General features: G+C 42.6%; 16 protein-coding genes. 11 read left to right on the top strand and 5 right to left on the bottom strand.

Translation table 11 applies throughout. The features are described 5' to 3' along the window. The first annotated feature begins 18 nt into the window (after window positions 1-18). The 3 genes from FGG79_RS03345 to FGG79_RS03355 all read left to right on the top strand — a co-directional run bounded on the left by FGG79_RS03345 (window position 19) and on the right by FGG79_RS03355 (window position 1,498). Window positions 19-261 carry a hypothetical protein gene (locus FGG79_RS03345; protein WP_138776330.1) on the top strand — a complete coding sequence of 81 codons (243 nt, stop codon included), beginning with the start codon at window positions 19-21 and terminating at the stop codon, window positions 259-261. Window positions 262-368: 107 nt separating this feature from the next. Then, window positions 369-845, top strand: a complete 477-nt coding sequence (locus FGG79_RS03350) for a DUF4367 domain-containing protein (RefSeq protein WP_171050780.1) — start codon at window positions 369-371, stop codon at window positions 843-845. 125 nt (window positions 846-970) lie between these two features. Further along, the gene (locus FGG79_RS03355) at window positions 971-1,498 is read left to right on the top strand and encodes a P-loop nucleotide/nucleoside kinase family protein (protein ID WP_138776332.1); all 528 of its coding nucleotides are present in this window, start codon (window positions 971-973) and stop codon (window positions 1,496-1,498) included. A gap of 104 nt (window positions 1,499-1,602) precedes the next feature. Here FGG79_RS03355 and FGG79_RS03360 read toward each other — a convergent pair whose 3' ends face one another. Then, window positions 1,603-2,229: a lysozyme inhibitor LprI family protein gene (locus tag FGG79_RS03360; RefSeq protein WP_138776333.1), complete on the bottom strand. Its 627-nt coding sequence runs from the start codon at window positions 2,227-2,229 to the stop codon at window positions 1,603-1,605. Window positions 2,230-2,484: 255 nt separating this feature from the next. Here FGG79_RS03360 and FGG79_RS22050 point away from each other — a divergent pair, with 255 nt between their 5' ends. Next, entirely contained in the window at window positions 2,485-4,206 is a 1,722-nt protein-coding gene (locus FGG79_RS22050) for a phosphotransferase family protein (protein WP_138776334.1), read from the top strand. A gap of 463 nt (window positions 4,207-4,669) precedes the next feature. Here FGG79_RS22050 and FGG79_RS03370 read toward each other — a convergent pair whose 3' ends face one another. Beyond that, the gene (locus FGG79_RS03370; RefSeq protein WP_138776335.1) at window positions 4,670-5,290 is read right to left on the bottom strand and encodes a class I SAM-dependent methyltransferase; all 621 of its coding nucleotides are present in this window, start codon (window positions 5,288-5,290) and stop codon (window positions 4,670-4,672) included. A gap of 117 nt (window positions 5,291-5,407) precedes the next feature. Between FGG79_RS03370 and FGG79_RS03375 the strand changes: the two genes are divergently transcribed. Then, a complete protein-coding gene (locus FGG79_RS03375; RefSeq protein WP_171050781.1) occupies window positions 5,408-6,352 on the top strand; it encodes a LysR family transcriptional regulator in 945 nt (314 codons plus the stop codon). Continuing rightward, window positions 6,343-6,504 carry a hypothetical protein gene (locus FGG79_RS21645; protein WP_171050782.1) on the top strand — a complete coding sequence of 54 codons (162 nt, stop codon included), beginning with the start codon at window positions 6,343-6,345 and terminating at the stop codon, window positions 6,502-6,504. Before FGG79_RS03375 ends, FGG79_RS21645 begins: the two co-directional genes overlap by 10 nt. A gap of 57 nt (window positions 6,505-6,561) precedes the next feature. Here FGG79_RS21645 and FGG79_RS03380 read toward each other — a convergent pair whose 3' ends face one another. Both FGG79_RS03380 and FGG79_RS03385 read right to left on the bottom strand, forming a co-directional pair. After that, window positions 6,562-6,762, bottom strand: coding sequence for a hypothetical protein (locus FGG79_RS03380; RefSeq protein WP_138776337.1), 201 nt, complete (start codon window positions 6,760-6,762; stop codon window positions 6,562-6,564). A 196-nt stretch (window positions 6,763-6,958) separates the two neighbouring features. After that, window positions 6,959-7,666, bottom strand: coding sequence for a DUF421 domain-containing protein (locus FGG79_RS03385; RefSeq protein ID WP_138776338.1), 708 nt, complete (start codon window positions 7,664-7,666; stop codon window positions 6,959-6,961). Between the two features lie 372 nt (window positions 7,667-8,038). Here FGG79_RS03385 and FGG79_RS03390 point away from each other — a divergent pair, with 372 nt between their 5' ends. From FGG79_RS03390 to FGG79_RS03405, 4 genes are all read left to right on the top strand, one after another. Continuing rightward, complete coding sequence (locus tag FGG79_RS03390; protein WP_171050783.1) at window positions 8,039-9,304, top strand: sensor histidine kinase; 1,266 nt, start codon at window positions 8,039-8,041, stop codon at window positions 9,302-9,304. Window positions 9,305-9,484: 180 nt separating this feature from the next. Further along, window positions 9,485-9,958, top strand: coding sequence for a MarR family winged helix-turn-helix transcriptional regulator (locus tag FGG79_RS03395; protein WP_138776340.1), 474 nt, complete (start codon window positions 9,485-9,487; stop codon window positions 9,956-9,958). Continuing rightward, window positions 9,955-11,679 (top strand): ABC transporter ATP-binding protein, encoded by a 1,725-nt coding sequence (locus FGG79_RS03400; protein ID WP_138776341.1) that lies wholly within the window; start codon window positions 9,955-9,957, stop codon window positions 11,677-11,679. Before FGG79_RS03395 ends, FGG79_RS03400 begins: the two co-directional genes overlap by 4 nt. Next, the gene (locus tag FGG79_RS03405) at window positions 11,676-13,538 is read left to right on the top strand and encodes an ABC transporter ATP-binding protein (RefSeq protein ID WP_138776342.1); all 1,863 of its coding nucleotides are present in this window, start codon (window positions 11,676-11,678) and stop codon (window positions 13,536-13,538) included. The genes FGG79_RS03400 and FGG79_RS03405 overlap by 4 nt, the downstream gene beginning before the upstream one ends. Window positions 13,539-14,003: 465 nt before the next feature. On the opposite strand, the gene FGG79_RS03410 is transcribed toward FGG79_RS03405, so the two are convergent. Continuing rightward, entirely contained in the window at window positions 14,004-14,996 is a 993-nt protein-coding gene (locus FGG79_RS03410; RefSeq protein ID WP_240794189.1) for a DUF2268 domain-containing putative Zn-dependent protease, read from the bottom strand. A gap of 366 nt (window positions 14,997-15,362) precedes the next feature. On the opposite strand from FGG79_RS03410, the gene FGG79_RS03415 reads away from it, so the two are divergent. Beyond that, window positions 15,363-16,634 (top strand): S1C family serine protease, encoded by a 1,272-nt coding sequence (locus FGG79_RS03415; protein WP_138776344.1) that lies wholly within the window; start codon window positions 15,363-15,365, stop codon window positions 16,632-16,634. Window positions 16,635-16,710: the final 76 nt, after the last annotated feature.

Consider the following 16,710-nt stretch of genomic DNA (forward strand, 5'->3'; position numbering starts at 1 on the left):
ATCAGGGGGGATCTATTCATGGTAGAGACTACTAAGCAGAAAGATGGAAAGACAATACTGTTAATCATTAGTTGGCTAGCGGCATTTTTTCCTTATCTATTTAGTCCAATTGTATTTGGACCCATTGCGTTTTTTCTAGGGTTGGTGCTAAAAAGAGATTATGAAGTGGGGAATCAAGGAAAGATCATTATGATCTTCGGAGTCGTGAATACAATAGGTGGAATTCTATTAGCTAATTGGGTAGTAAGCAATATATTGTAGAATAAGAATAATAGTGGGTTGTTCCAGGTAATGGGTACCAACAGAGGGAAACTTACTTCGATACTATTTACTCAATTGTTCGTAAGTAATTTATGAGGGGGCACATTATGAAAAAGATTTTCTTTTTGCTAATCGCAGCATCTTTTCTTCTAATAGGGTATAGCGACATTAGCAAGGGAGACAGTTTAGTGACATATGATCACAACCAACTCGCAAGTGATTTAGAAAAAGAAGGGATTGAACCGAAATTACCGACAGAGTTTCCGGTAGCTATTACAAACTATGAGATAGTGAAACCTCCGCACGAATCAGCTAGACACGAGATAGGACTAACAGGTGAAAGCGGGGAAGTATTTACTTTGGTTATCCATTCAGCACCAGTTACTTACGATGGGAAATTGGATAATCAAGAAAAAATAGAGATAAACGGAAATGAAGGTTTCTATGCTGTAAATGATGTGACTGGTCCATCTGTACATTGGACAGATGACGATTATCATTATATTTTAGAATATCAAACGATTGGTTTAGAAACAGAAGTTAACAAAGAAACAATGATGGCAATAGCGAAATCGTATGAATAGAGTGTTGGAAGGAGAAGTGCAGGATTGTAGTTGTTGAAGATTGGTAGAAAAAGGACCCTGGAGACAAGTTCCATGTAAAAAAACGGAAATGAGGTCTACTAGTAAATAACAGGGAGAGTGCCCAGATGTTCAACCATTTTAAATTTGAAACGATTTATCGTGAGAGGGATGTTTCCACACCTCTAGTCGTCATGATGTGTGGTGTGGCTGGTGCCGGTAAAACGACATTCTCTCAGAAGTTAGAGAAGAACGGATTTGTCCGTCTTTCCATTGATGAAGAAATCTGGGCGACTCATGGTCGGTATGGCATTGATTTCCCTTTGGAGAAGATGGAGGAATATAAGAAAGAGGCAGAAAGCAAATTGCGCAATGATTTATTAAGGCTCATCCAAGATAAACAACAGGTGGTCATCGACTTCAGTTTCTGGGACCGAGCAAGAAGAGACGACTATAAACAACTTATCGAAACGTACGGAGGTAAATGGAAACTGATTTATTTAAAGGTTAAGCCCGATGATTTACGTGAACGTCTTCAAATTAGGAACCAACGTTTTGATGCTAATGCGTTCCCGATTACAGAAGAAGTGTTAACTTCCTATCTGAAAGGTTTTCAAATTCCTGAGGGGGAAGGGGAAATGGTGATTGAGAACTAGACTTTTCACGTTTAGGGGAGGGGTTCCTTGTTCCTAAATGAAGCTTGAGATTGTGTAGACAAATGAGAGGAAGCCAGCATGTCTTCCCCTCATTTGCCGATACCTTAATCCGTCATATACTCATTCACCAGCTCATAACATCGATCTTTCGTCGACTCATATAAAGAAATGTACCACGCCACATTTTCGAATGTACCGCCTTCATACTTGAGCCTTTCTTTCTCTGCTTTTCCCTCTTTCTGTTCGATCCATTTCACTTGTTGCGTCTTTAACTCTTCCATGACATCTGGAGACAGTTCTTGTTTCAGCAGTGCGTAAATCTCATTTAAGGCATCGTCATACTTTTCATATGACACACCATAATAATCTTTCATTGCGTTGGTGACACCTTTATCTGAATCCTTTTTATAAGGCATAGCATCCATTTCTTTTTGGACGTTGTCCAGTTTTTCGAGGAACTCTGTTTTTCTTCCTTCTATTTTTGTGACTGAATGAACCTGCTCCGGACTTTCCTGGCTACTATTTTCAATAGATGCTTCATTGGATTGATTATTCTCCTTGTCTTCTGATGCCGAAGTACTTTCCGCAGCTGTGTCATCTGTACTTGCTGCAATCGTATCGGATTCAGAGTGATTAGCGGCATCCTCTTCAGGTGATTGACTACAGGCTGACATTCCGACGAATAACATCGCGGATAAGGTTGTGACGATGAACATGTTCCTTTTCTTCATTCTTACAGCTCCAATCTCTTGTTAAAAATACAGTACTTGGATTATTTTAACATAACCAAATATATCCTTCTAACTTGTTTAGATCCGGGTTAACTTCGAGGTAGAAACAGCTTTCGATGATGGGGCACTTGCCCTGGTGTTTTTTTGCTATCTTAGTGAATCACAAACTGGTAAAATTAGGTGTATTAAACGAGAGAAAGATTCAGAGAATCAAATAATATCAGGGCTTGCCCAACGGCTCACTGGAGGTACTGGATGATAGATATAAAAACCGATTACAATTTTAAAACGATCAAACCGATCAATAAGGGCTGGTCGAGTGATAAGAAGTACTTTATTGAAACAGAGACGGGTGAAAGGATGCTACTTCGTACAGCGGACCGCTCTGAATATGAGAGTAAGAAGAGCGAGTTTGAGGTGATGAAGCGTTTGGCAGAAACGGGAATTCCTATGTCTGCGCCGTTGGAGATTGGGTTGTGTGACGGCGGAGATCGTGTTTATTCGCTTTTTACGTGGTGTGAGGGGGAAGACGCTGCGGAGATGCTACCGAAGTTAACCGAAACGGAGCAATACGTGCTCGGGCTGAAGGCGGGTCGTTATCTCAGGGAAATCCATTCGATTTCTGCACCTCTTGATCAAGAGAAATGGGAAACGAAATTCAATCGTAAGGTGGACAGAAAAATCAATCAGTACCAAGACTGTCCCATAAAAATTGAAGCTGGCGATCGAATCCTTGAGTACATAGAGTCCAACAGGCATTTCCTTCGGGGGCGACCGCAGTCATTTCATCATGGGGATTATCACGTGGGAAATATGGTTATATCGAGAGAAGGAGACCTCTCCATTATCGATTTCAACCGGTATGACTTCGGTGATCCTTGGGAAGAGTTCAACCGCATCGCCTTCAGTGCTTCAGCGAGTCCCCACTTTGCCACGGGACAGCTAAACGGCTATTTCAACGGCAGACCTCCGGAAGAGTTCTTTAAGCTCATGCTCTTTTATATTAGCAGCAATATGCTGTCGTCGATTCCCTGGGCGATGCAAATCGGGGAAGAGGAAATAACATTCATGAAGAAGCAGGCGAAGGAAGTGCTGGGCTGGTTTGATGGGATGAACAATCCGGTGCCGACATGGTATGTGGAAGACTTTTATATTCAGTATATCGCAGAGATTCCGTACAAATTAAAGTCTCCATTCGACTTTTCATTCATCGAGGAATATGGTGAGGTCTTCAAGGTCTATGACGATCAGGATTCCGGCAATATCTGTTTCGGAGTAAAGAATGACGAGCAGAAAATTTTCATCAAATTCGCCGGTGCTCCCACAGCGAGATATGCAGGGAAACCTGAAGAGGCGGTCGCAGAGTTGAAGGCAAGTGTTGAGGTTTATGAAGATTTGGCTCATCCCCATTTGGTCAAATTCATTCGGGCGGAGGATAAAGGCGGTGGATTTGCCGCCATTTTTGAATGGACAGACGGGGTATGCATGGGGAAAATGTATCCCTTATCCAGGGAGAAATTCATGCAGATGCCGGACAACACTAAGATGGATGTCTTCCACGACATTCTCGACTTTCACATCCATGTGATAGAAAAGGGGTATGTGGCCATCGATTTCTATGACGGCAGTATTCTGTTTGATTTTTCAAAAGAAGAGACTGTGATCTGTGATATCGACCTCTATTCCAAACGCCCCTATATCAATACAACGGGCAGGATGTGGGGCTCATCACGTTTCATGTCGCCGGAGGAATTCGAGAAAGGTGCAGAGATCGATGAAATCACAAATGTGTATCTGATCGGAGCCACCGCCTTTGCGTTATTTGGCGGGGGAAAAGACCGGTCTTTCAGTAAATGGCGGTTCGGCGAGGCGTTATATGAAGTGGCGCTGAGAGCGGTAAGTGATGAGAGGGAGAAACGTCAGCAGTCGCTTGTGGAGTTTAAGAGGGAGTGGTCCGGTTATAGGAATAATCCATGACACTTTGTGGCCGGGTTTCGACGTTTGATTAAAAGGATGTGTGCATTCTACGTTTCTATTTCAATGCACACATCTTTTTCGATAATTTAGAGTGCAAATCCTCGTTTTTCACTCGATTTTTTATTGATAGTTGCCAAAGAGACGTGAAGTCGGTCCTAATGAGGTATTTTGCTAGCTTCATAGGTACTCATATTACAAACTTCACTCTTATATGAGCCGGTTTCGGGAACTTATGAGCCGTTTTTCAAATATATAAGCCGGAATTTTGAGATATGAGCCACTTTCCAATTGTTATGAGCCGTTTGTCGAAAAATCTTCGAGAAGAAGCGTGATATTCATACTTTTCAGTAGATCGATAGAACCCCTTCCGACAATCTCTCCATCCTGGAAGGATTGAATCATTCTCACAGTCCCAACCCGCTTTTGAAAATGGACTAAAACGGTTCTGGATAGGAAGTGTAAATTACTTTTCTCCCATCACTGCCACCGTTTGAAAATGTCTTGAGTCCGGTCCTTTTACTAATCTTACATTTTTAAACCCGACCTCATTCATTAAGGGAAGTAATTCGGTTTCCAACATGCTGTTTACTCCACTCCAGGTCTCACCATTCTTCCCGTTGCAAAGGGTGATCGTTACGGAACCATTGGTCTTTAGGACTCTATAAATCTCAGTAATGGTTTCAAATGTAATATCCCAAAAATAGACGGAATGGATACTATATATCTTTGTAAACATGTCATCGTTTAAAGGGATCTTTCCCACATCGCCTTGTATGAATGTAGCCCGGCCTTCTTTCATTCCCCGCTTATTTCTGATCTTTGCTGAGTGGAGGATAGACCCCGATAGGTCTAACCCTGTAACATGCTCGACATTGGGTAGCATAAGCAGTTGTTTAATGGCATAGCCTGCTCCACAACCGAGTTCTAATACTCGGTCTTCTGCCGTAACATTCAGTAAATCCAGTGTCCAGAGTGTTTCTGGTCGATGCTGTAAGACCATCTTTTCTCCAAAGTATCGGCCGATTATCCCTTTTGGTAATTGATATTGTCGGTCAGCATATTCCTTTAATTTCCTTCGTATCATCTAGTTTATGTCCTCCCCATACGAAATCTTAATAAAAGTATAGTATAATCATTGTATTAAACAAGGTAATAACGATAATAGTTAGTATTAATTTTTTTAATAATAAGGAGCATGTACGTGGATATCAATCAATTAGAGGCTTTCGATCATGTCGTTCGGCTTGGCAGCTTTAGTAAAGCGGCAAGGCACCTGGATCTTTCTCAACCTACTATTAGCATCAGGATACAAGGATTAGAGAAAGAGATAGGAAGCGGTCTGTTTCATAGAGTTGGAAAAAGGGTGGAATTAACAGAGGCAGGGAAGGGGTTCTTACCATATGCGAGACAAGCTATTGAGGTCGTCGCGAACGGAATTGAAAAAGCGAAACTCATGCAAGTTGGCAAAGTAGGTCATGTTACAATCGGAACGCTTCCCACATTTACTTCTGGCGTATTTAGTTCTGTGGTGGCTCATCTAAATAAGAGGTTCCCTGAGATTCACGTTGAAATTCACACGGGGCATAATCAGGAAATTATTGAAATGCTGTATGACGGATTTATTAAAATGGGCTTAGTGACAACCCCGTATTATAATACAGATTTGAAAAGGATTCTGACGATAAAGGAACCCCTTATGTTAGTTGCACACCATTCTCATCCTCTTGTGTCAGCATGTGATGGAAATTGTACATCGGAAGAAATCATTGAGAACGCTGATCCATATATCATCGTGGACTGGAGTACTGAAAGTAAGCATTGGCAAAAATCGATGATGAGCCCAGGAATCAACTGCATAGAATTGCCTCCATCTACCGCGTTGGATTTCGTTCTTTCAACAAATGGTGTGGCCCTTGTCACCGAATCAATGGTCAAGAACGTATTGGAACCAGACAAGCTAGTGACCTTACAACCAGCAGATTTTCCGCCATTATATCGGGAAATCGCTTTGGTGAGTCTGGATTCTGAAAAGAGTTTATCACCTGTTGCGAAAACAGTTGTTGAGGTGTTTCAGGCAGGTGCCACGGCAACAGATTCACCTCAATCTCTTGATATACGTTCAAAACAAGAGAATAATTGTATGTAAGAATTCAGCATTTGGGAGGTGGCATTGATGATACTAGAGGGAAACCCAAGCCCAAAATGCCGTTGAAGATTGGAAGCCCGCCGAATGGTGAGGATGTTGACGAGCTAACATCCTTTATGAGTGACGGTGAATACATAGGAGACGAAGAATAGCCCGAGTGCCTGCCTCCCGAACACGTTATAGATGAAACGGGTTCGGAAGGCACTTTTTTAAGAGTAGATTCCAAGTTGTTTTTCAATGCGCTCGACTCTTTGTAATAACCGTTGCATTTTCCTATCTAACATGGAATACTGCTTTTCTAGCATTTCTAATTGGTTTTCATACCCACCTTCATATTGTCTTGCATGAATGTAATAACGGGGGGCAGGTGCACATACCATTCGGTGACCTGAAACTCTATGATAAAACATATGTTCACACTCCTATACTGAGAAATTTTCATCAGGCTTTTGAAAATCACTTTTTACTAGGGAAATATGGAATAGTATCAATCCCATTACTTTCAAAATAAGAAAAGCTTAAGTCTCATCATGGATCCTTTTTATCTGTGAGACACTATATGCTTACTTTCACCCAATCGTTCTACTCTTTGTAAATGTATTAAATTTACTCCATATCCGTTGGTGAAAGAATATGGTCTTCAAATTGGTCAATAAAGAGTGAACCATTACTATTGATGACAGCATAATAAATGTCGTTCAACTCGATTCCCCTCTTTTTCGCCTCAGATTCCAACCATGCTAGCGTATAGGTGGAGGTTAAATTCTTTTGTATAATCTTACCTTCCATCATCAATTCAATTGGTATTAAAGTGGATGGAGAAGTATTCACATTCATATCACCCTTGGTTAGGGAAAGGAAACGATCTTTCTTTTTAATGGATAAAACACCACTCACTTCTAGAAGCGCATACTCAATCTCATTTATGTCAAATACCCGCAGTTCCCGGAGATGCTGGTTCAAGTCATCCATCGTGAACTTTAACTTCTTCATATTCTGTTCCAGAATTTTCCCGTTTTCAATTAGAACCGTGGGACGACCGGATAGCCACTTTCGAAGGAATCGACTTTTAGATGACAGCACTAATAATAGGTAAAATAAAAGGACCAATACAATAAAGGAAATAAGTGTTTCTGAAAAATCCAACTTAGAATCAAAGCCCATATTGGCAATAAATGATCCTATAGTGATGGACAGGGCGAAGCTATAATGATTTTTATGCGAGTTTATATGTTTGCCTATGGCTAATGTCACGACAATTAACAAGATGAAACTAATGATCGTTCTTACAATCGGTATTAAAACTCCGTCCATACTCATTCTCCTTATTTACAGCATTCCTTTTCATTATGGACAAATGATGAAAGATGGAGACAGACGAAAATTCAATATTCCATAATGGTTTCTGCTTCGTTGTGATTCCGTATCAGATTCTCACACTACCGGCTGACTATGAACAAAAGCTACTAAAGAAATGGCATGAAAAATCCCAAATTGCACATATTTACATTTCTCTTCAGGTCATACTAACGCCTCCCATAAAGATTGATTTAAGGAATTAAGGAGCGCAGCGTAATCTGGTGGAGTTTTATATGATAAGACAAAAAACAATCCATTTCCGTTATAATGAAGAGGAAGAGACTTTTTCTACTAATTAAAAATTATGTGAAGTGGGGAGGCAAGGGCATGGCAATGGATTATGCTGAGTTACTTACTGGTCTACTGATGAACCTCCTTGTCATATTAATCATTATTTTACTATTAAACTTTTATCACCTTTCCAAAAATAGAGTACATAAGCTTCACTTTAAACCCCTGGTGATCTATTTGTTCAGTTCGCTCCTTATGTTACTGAGTATGGCTTTAGCCGTTCAATTAGAGAATGGATTTCTTTATGATTTACGATTCATTCCTTTTCTATTAGGGGGAATTTACGGTGGGAAAAGGGTCTTACCTTGGCTTGCGGTCACGATGATCGCAATTCGTTTACCTCTCTTAGGCCCGGGATTGGTCATTACGGTGATCATGGCGATTCTCGCCACCCTTGTGATGATCTATATGCGACCGAGGATGGCGATGAAAGCATGGAAGACGAGGGTTTACTGGTATTCGCTTGTTGCCTTTGGTTACTCGGTTCTTTCCTTATGGATTCCATCTTTGATCTTTGATTTCGGTCATACGAGCACTCTCTTGATCTATTCATTTGTCTTAACAGGTTCGACGTTCTTTGTTTTTTATTTATGTGAAATCATCCGGACCATCTATATTCTTCAGTTGGAAGCAATTAAGTATGAGAAAATGCAGGTGGTCAGTCACTTGGCTGCGAGTATGAGTCATGAAGTCCGGAACCCATTGACCACGGTGAAGGGATTTCTGCAGCTGATCAATGAAGATCCGACTAATGTCGATGCGAATAGCGAACTCTCCAACATTGCTGTTAGTGAAATCGACCGTGCGACTGAAGTGATCAACCAATACTTGAATTTTGCTCGGCCCCACCCGGAGCTTGAAATGGAAGTGGACATCCGGGATGAGATCAGCCGCTCTAAGGAAATCATCATGCCCCTTGCCTTTAAAAAAGGTGTCGATCTAAAGGCGAACATTCTCCATCATCATTCGATTAAAGGCGATCCGAACAAGCTCCAGCAGGTTCTCATCAACGTCATGAAAAACGGACTGGAGGCCATGGATACAGGAGGTACGCTGCGAATCTTCAGTTACCTTGAAGAGGAAAAGGTGTTCATCGTCATCAACGACACGGGAATCGGAATGACAAAGGAACAGCTCATGCGACTCGGGGAACCGTACTTCTCCATGAAAGGGAAGAACGGGACGGGCCTCGGAATGATGACCGTCTTTCAACTCGTAGAAGGAATGAAAGGCACCATCAAAGTCCTGAGCAAACCGGGCAAAGGAACCACTGTTATTCTATCCTTCCCTTCATATGAGTAAAAAGAAAAAAACAAAATCAATCAAGGTCCGTCCCTCACTGCGTTAATGCTTTAGCAGTGCTAGGGACGGACCTTGTTTGTCGAACGCATCCTTTTGACTATCTCCCAAAAAAGGAATACACTGTAATAGTTCCATTATGAACAGTTCAATTTATAAACAATTAGAAATGAGGGCAAATCGATGGGAAATCATCTTACTCCTGCAATACAATTATTGCGTTCATTTTCAAGAGTGAATAAGACCATGATGCGGTTCGTTCAGAAAACAGCTGCAGATAATGGGTTATCCGTCCCACAATATACGGTTTTAGTGACGATTGCCCCTGAGAAAGAGATGAGCCAAAAGATAATCGGGGAGGAGACATTCCTGCCGAAAAGCACATTGAGTCAAGCCGTTGATGGGCTGGTTCAGGCAGGGTTCATCCACCGGCAGCAAGTGGAGGAAAATCGCCGGGAAATGCTTCTTTCTCTCAGTGGCAAAGGGGAAACCCTGCTAAAAGAGATACACAGGCAGGAAGGCAGCATTCATCAGCTTACGGCCGGCGCAGTCGAGACTCTGTCTGAAGAGCAATTTGCCGGCCTTTTACAGGCACATGGGCAGATTGCCGACTTCTTTGATGAGAAAGCAGCAGAACAGGGGGAGGATTCCAAATGATTAAGCTCTTGAAACACTTATCCGCGTATAAATGGATGGTCGTGGGGATCTTTGCTCTCATATTTATCCAGTCCATGTCGACCCTCTATTTACCCACCCTGATGTCTGACATCATAGACAAGGGAGTGGTCGTTGGGAACATCCCATATATATGGAAGATTGGTGGATTTATGCTGGTGGTTTCCGCTCTCGGCGCGGTGGCTTCCATCATTGCCAGTTACTATTCTTCGAAAGCAGCCGTCGGTTTAGGACGGGATATTCGCCGGAAGCTGTTCTACCATATCGAGAAATTCTCGTTGCAGGAATTCGATGAAGTGGGGACGGCCTCTCTGATTACGAGAACGACGAACGACATTACACAAGTGCAACAAGTCGTCATCATGATGCTGCGGATGATTATCAGTGCTCCTATCATGTTGGTTGGCGGGATTATCATGTCTGTGTTGATGGATGCCAAACTATCCTTGGTCATCGTCCTTACCATGCCGGTACTGGTTGGTTCCATCCTTCTGATTCTCTATAAAGGCATTCCGTTATTTCAATCCGTCCAGGAGAAGCTGGATCAATTGAATCTCGTGCTCCGGGAAAATTTAACCGGGATCCGGGTCATCCGTGCTTTCAACCGTGAACCGGAAGAGAAGGAGCGCATGAAGAATACAAACTGGGAATTAACCGATGTATCGATTAAAGTGAATAAAATTATGGCCTTTATGATGCCTGTTATGATGCTCGTTATGAACATGACCGTCGTCGCAGTCATTTGGTTCGGTGGCATCCGAATCGACAATGGCGGTATGCAAATCGGGGACCTAATGGCCTTCATTCAATATGTCATGCAAATCATGTTTGCCTTGGTGATGGCTTCAATGATGTTCGTCATGGTCCCACGTGCGGATGTATCGGCAAAACGTATTAACAAAGTACTCGAGATGAAACCATCTTTTGAAGATAAAGGGACAGAAAACGCGGATATTCATCGAGGCACACTGGTATTTGATCATGTCACCTTTCATTACCCTGGTGCAGAAGAACCTGCCTTATCTGATATCAGTTTTGAAGCGAACCCTGGTGAAATCACGGCCATCATAGGTGGAACCGGATCTGGAAAAACGACGCTCATTAACTTGATTCCGCGATTTTATGAGGTGGCGAGTGGTACGATTCGGGTCAATGGCGTGGATATAAAGAATGCTTCTCAGGAGGAAATCAGGTCAAAGCTTGGTCTTGTCCCACAGAAAGCAACTCTCTTTACGGGAACAATTGCAGAGAATATCCGATTCGGTAAAGAAGACGCAAGTGATGAAGAAGTGGAACAGGCTGCTCGGATTGCTCAGGCAGAGGAATTCGTCAGCAAGATGGATGAGGGATTTCAAGCAGAAATTGAACAAGGCGGATCCAATCTTTCAGGAGGTCAGAAACAGCGTTTGTCCATTGCAAGAGCGTTGGTTCGTAAACCGGATATCTATCTATTTGACGATAGTTTCTCTGCTCTCGACTACAAGACGGATGGAAAGCTTCGTGCCGCATTAAAAGCTGAAACGGAAAAGGCTACGGTACTCATTGTTGCCCAGCGAGTCAGCACGGTTGTCGATGCTGACAGAATTATTGTGCTAGAAAAGGGATCAGTGGCCGGAATCGGCACGCATAGTCAGCTGCTGGAAACCAATGATGTCTATAAGGAAATTGTCTCATCACAGCTCTCAGAGGAGGAAACGGCATGAGTAATCAACGAAAACCTCAAAGAGGCGGTGGCCAAATGGGATTTGGTCCGGGTGGCGGCAACATGATGATGATGGGACAAAAGCCCAAGAATTTCAAGGCCACCCTGAAGAGGTTGCTGGGCTATTTAAAGCCTCGAAGAACTCAACTTATGGCTGTCTTCATCGCCGCAATCTTAAGTACCATCTTTGCGATTGTCGGTCCTAAAATCATGGGTACTGCGATCACGGAATTATTTGAAGGCGCATATAGCAAGTTCAAAGGGATACCCGGTGCCGGGATTGATTTTGAAAAAATCGGTGGAATTCTCTTGATTCTGGCTGGGTTATATGTGTTCAGCAGTGTGTTCAACTTTATCCAGCAATATATCATGTCAAGCGTTGCCCAGCTGACAGCGTATGACTTAAGGGAAGATGTGAATCAAAAGATTGAGAAGCTTCCATTGAAATATTACGACGGACGTCCGAATGGGGAAACCCTGAGCCGGATGACCAATGACATCGACACGATCAGCAGTACGCTTCAGCAAAGTCTGACACAGTTCATCACGTCGATTGTCACCATTGTGGGAATCATTATTATGATGCTGTCCATCAGTCCTTTATTGACGCTGATTTCGGTTGTCAGCTTACCGGTTTCCGTGTTTGCCATCCGACCGATCTTGAAACGGTCTCAAAAGCACTTCTCTGATCAACAACGGACGCTCGGTCAATTGAATGGCCATATTGAAGAAATGTTCACCGGACATCAAGTCGTGAAAGCCTTCGGACATGAAAAGAAGGCCGGCGTACAATTCGATAAGGTGAATGATGAACTGTATGAAGCAGGTAGCAAAGCGCAGTTCATTTCAGGGATCATCATGCCGATTATGATGTTCATCGGGAACATAAGCTATGTGCTGATCAGTGTGGTCGGGGGGATTCTCGTCACGAATCGTGCGATTTCCATCGGGGATATTCAAGCCTTTATTACGTATACACGTCAGTTCACCCAGCCGATAACCCAAACGGCGAATATTGCAAATGTAATTCAATCGACGGTGGCAGCGGCTGAACGGGTATTTGAGCTACTAGACGAAGAAGAAGAAACGAAAGAGCAGACTTCAGAACACTTAACTCGGCCAAAAGGTGCTGTTACCTTCGAACATGTGGACTTTGGTTATGGAGAAAACCTGTTGATCCACGACATGAACATTGACGTTCAATCCGGGCAGACCGTCGCTATCGTCGGACCGACGGGAGCGGGGAAAACGACTCTGATTAATCTACTGATGAGATTCTATGAACTGAATGATGGGGAAATCAAGATAGATGGAATAGATACAAGGTCCGTCCCTCGAAGCGAATTGAGAAAAAGCTTTGGAATGGTGTTACAGGACACGTGGCTCTTTAAGGGTACTATCAGAGAAAATATCGCTTACGGGAAGACGGGTGCAACGGAAGAAGAAATCATGCAAGCTTCCCAAATGGCCCATGCCGATCATTTCATCCGCACGCTACCTGACGGTTATGATACCGTATTAAATGAAGAAGCATCCAATATCTCACAAGGGCAGAAACAGCTCATGACCATCGCACGAGCGATCCTGGCTGATCAACCAATCATGATACTGGACGAGGCCACTTCAAGTGTCGATACCCGGACTGAGCTCCTGATACAACAGGCAATGAACCGATTAATGGAAGGGCGAACTAGCTTTGTCATCGCTCACCGTCTTTCGACCATTAAAGATGCAGACTTGATACTGGTCATGGATCAAGGATCTGTAATTGAACAAGGAACTCACTCAGAACTACTCAGACAGAACGGATTTTATGCGGATCTGTATAACAGCCAATTTTCTACCGATGTTGCTGGGTAGAGTGTTTTTACACTCATTACGATTAGAAGGCTAGGCGAGTCAGGAAAGTGATTCGTGCCATTACATAGAAAATGGTCAGCGGCTTAAAGCCCTGACCATTTTCTATGTATTCTTTTAAACTAGCTCTACGACCGAATGGGGCTTCTTATAACATTCGTTGTCTGATGGAACTTTGATTTATTTTTACATCTACCTCCATCATGAAAGAGGGCAAGGAAGAAAAAACAGCTTTGACCATCCATTGATGATCGAAACCGTCTTTACTTTCTTTTCTTCCCATTTATCAACCACACTAGTAATGAATAAAAGAGGATGAAAAACAAAGCTTGTATGGTATTTTCCTTCCACATTATTAATTCATCATGCTTTACATAATCAAATAGCATAAATATGATCAATACGGTTATGAATAGAATGATATTCTTATAAAGTGTCTTCATAATTCCTCCATTGTTGACAACATTCTCATTGATATTTCTCCAGGTAATGCCCTTTCTCAAAGATTTCCTGAGCGCTGATCCCAGTCCATTCCGCAGGGCCAACACCGGGATTTTCTTCGACATAAGACCTGACCATCTTATATCCTTCACTATATCCGTAGATCCAAGGCAAATCATTCCCACCCATCAAGATTTCAAGTGATCGGTTGAAATCAACTTTACTTAGATCAGGTTCGATTTTCGCCCAATTTTCTTTATTATACGATTGATCAATTTTTGTAAATTCAATGTCCGGGTACACCGTTTTCTCAAACATGACGGCTTTTCCTTCAAAGATGATGTTATCTAATACTGTTGGATTTGTTTTCTTTCTGACATGCTTTTCAGCCGAGATACTATGATGGTATTCATGTGCCACTCCAGCCCTTAACGTGTCCTCTGTATAAAGGGGATTATAGAGGACATTAATTTTCCCCGCGCCCACTGTGATCATGTCAGTGTGTTTATTTTTTGATGGGAGAACACAAACGGTTGTTTCAATCCCTGAAGGCAGCAGGTCAGAGGATTTAATGAGAGATTCTTTGATGAGCTCATCGGTTTTCTGCCTGTCGATTTGATCGATTACATGCTGAATTTCTATGAGATGGGAAGGACCGACGTTCAGCTGTTTGGGAGAAGCGTTTAGAATCGGTTCAGCCATATGGAGAAACTCACCGTCTTTGAAGCAATCACTATATATGGGATCAATCACTTCTTCTTGATAAATCTTCAAATAGGAATCGTCGGGATTCTTCGATTTAGCTACTCTACTTATGTAGTTTTGGAAAAGCTCATAGGCATGAACAATTTTAAATGATTGGCTTGTTTTTTGATGTTCAAAAGAAGTTACAAGGTTTTCAAGTTTGATTTTATCTTGATTTTCCTTCTGTTCTTTTCGGGTTTGGACGGTGTTTTCACATGCTATCAATGTGAGTAACAGAATGCATGCCACAACGAGAATTCTTGCTTTCTTTTTCAAATTAGGGCTCCTTCCAACAAAACTTGTTTTTATAAGTTTACCATAATTTTGAATTTCTGGGCGATAAATCAGGGGGGGATTGTCAACATGTGGTATTATGTTTCCTTCATTGGTACTCATATTAATTCTTCACTCATATATGAGCTGATTTCGGGCACTTATGAGCTGGAATTCTGATATATGTGCCACTTTTCAATTTTATGAGCCGTTTGTCGAAAAATCTTCGTTAATGAGTGTATCTAATACATTCTAAATAACAATCCCCTTCATTCTTAAAAACTTCCAATCTTGTACACACATTGTTAATAGTTTCGTCATATTTACCTTCTATGATGAAATTAACAGAGAAATAGAGGAGGAAATATCATGATAGAACACAACAATCAAAATGAAGAAATGAATTATACGGAAACAAACGATACAGAAGTTAGTCATAAAGAAGAGATGGAGCGGACTCCTAAGACTAAGAAGCCTTTTAAAGGACGGGGATTCCTTAATACGGTTGGGGCGGGGATCATCGGATCGGTCCTGACGCTGACGGTATTACCTCAAACCGACTACTATCAGAACTTGGCGCAACCGAGCATCGAGCAGTCAGGAGATAATGCCCAGGCGGACACATCGGCTAATTCAGGAATCACGCCCACAACGGTTTCAACAGGGACAGGCGGCGATGTAGCGAATATTGTGGAGGATGCATCTGAATCGATCGTTGGAATCGTCAATTATCAGAAGCAGAATGGTATGGGTGCCTCACAAGATGCTCCTGCAGGGACAGGTTCAGGTGTTCTCTTCAAGAAAGAAGGAGACAGTGCTTTTATTATCACCAACAATCATGTCATAGAAGGTGCTTCGAAGATTGAAGTATCTCTCTACGATGGGGAAAAGACCGATGGAGAGCTGATCGGATCGGATCCACTAACCGATCTTGCCGTCGTGAAGATCGATGGAAAATATGCGGACAACCTATTGGAAGTCGGTGACTCCAGTGCACTGCGCGCCGGTGAACAAGTGATCGCGATTGGGAACCCACTCGGGCTCGACTTATCAAGAACGGTGACACAAGGAATTGTCAGTGCGGTGGACCGTACCATTCCCGTGCAGACATCTGAAGGTGAATCTGAATTGAATGTCATCCAAACGGACGCCGCGATCAACCCGGGTAACAGTGGAGGGGCTCTCTTGAATTCCAAGGGTGAATTGATTGGGATCAACAGCGCTAAGATTTCGAACTCCGGTGTAGAAGGACTCGGATTTGCCATTCCAAGCAAGGATTTCATGCCAATCGTCAGCGAAATCATCAAAACGGGAAAAGTGGAGCGCCCGTATATTGGGATCGGAATGACCAATCTCGCGGATGTACCACGACATTACCTGCCCAATCTGCCTGAATCAGTAGAGGCCGGTGTGATTGTTGCCAACATTGATGGAACATCTGCAGCAGCTGACGCCGGGATCAAAGAAGGCGATGTCATTACCGAGATGAATGGCAAGTCAGTAGCGAATGTGGCCGATTTGAGAAGGCAGCTGTACGGTGACTTGAATGTAGGAGATAAGATTGCACTTACCATTTTCCGAGACGGTAAAGAAATGACGGTTAGTCTGACGCTCACTAGTAATAGCATGGTGAATGGGTAAGGCTGAGGTTTGGATTGGTGCATGGTAAAAAATGGATGGAAAGTGCCAGGCACCAATCGAGTGGATTGTGCCAGGA

The sequence above is a fragment of the Bacillus sp. BHET2 genome (assembly GCF_005938125.1).
In the GTDB taxonomy this organism is placed as follows: Bacteria; Bacillota; Bacilli; order Bacillales; family Bacillaceae_B; genus Rossellomorea.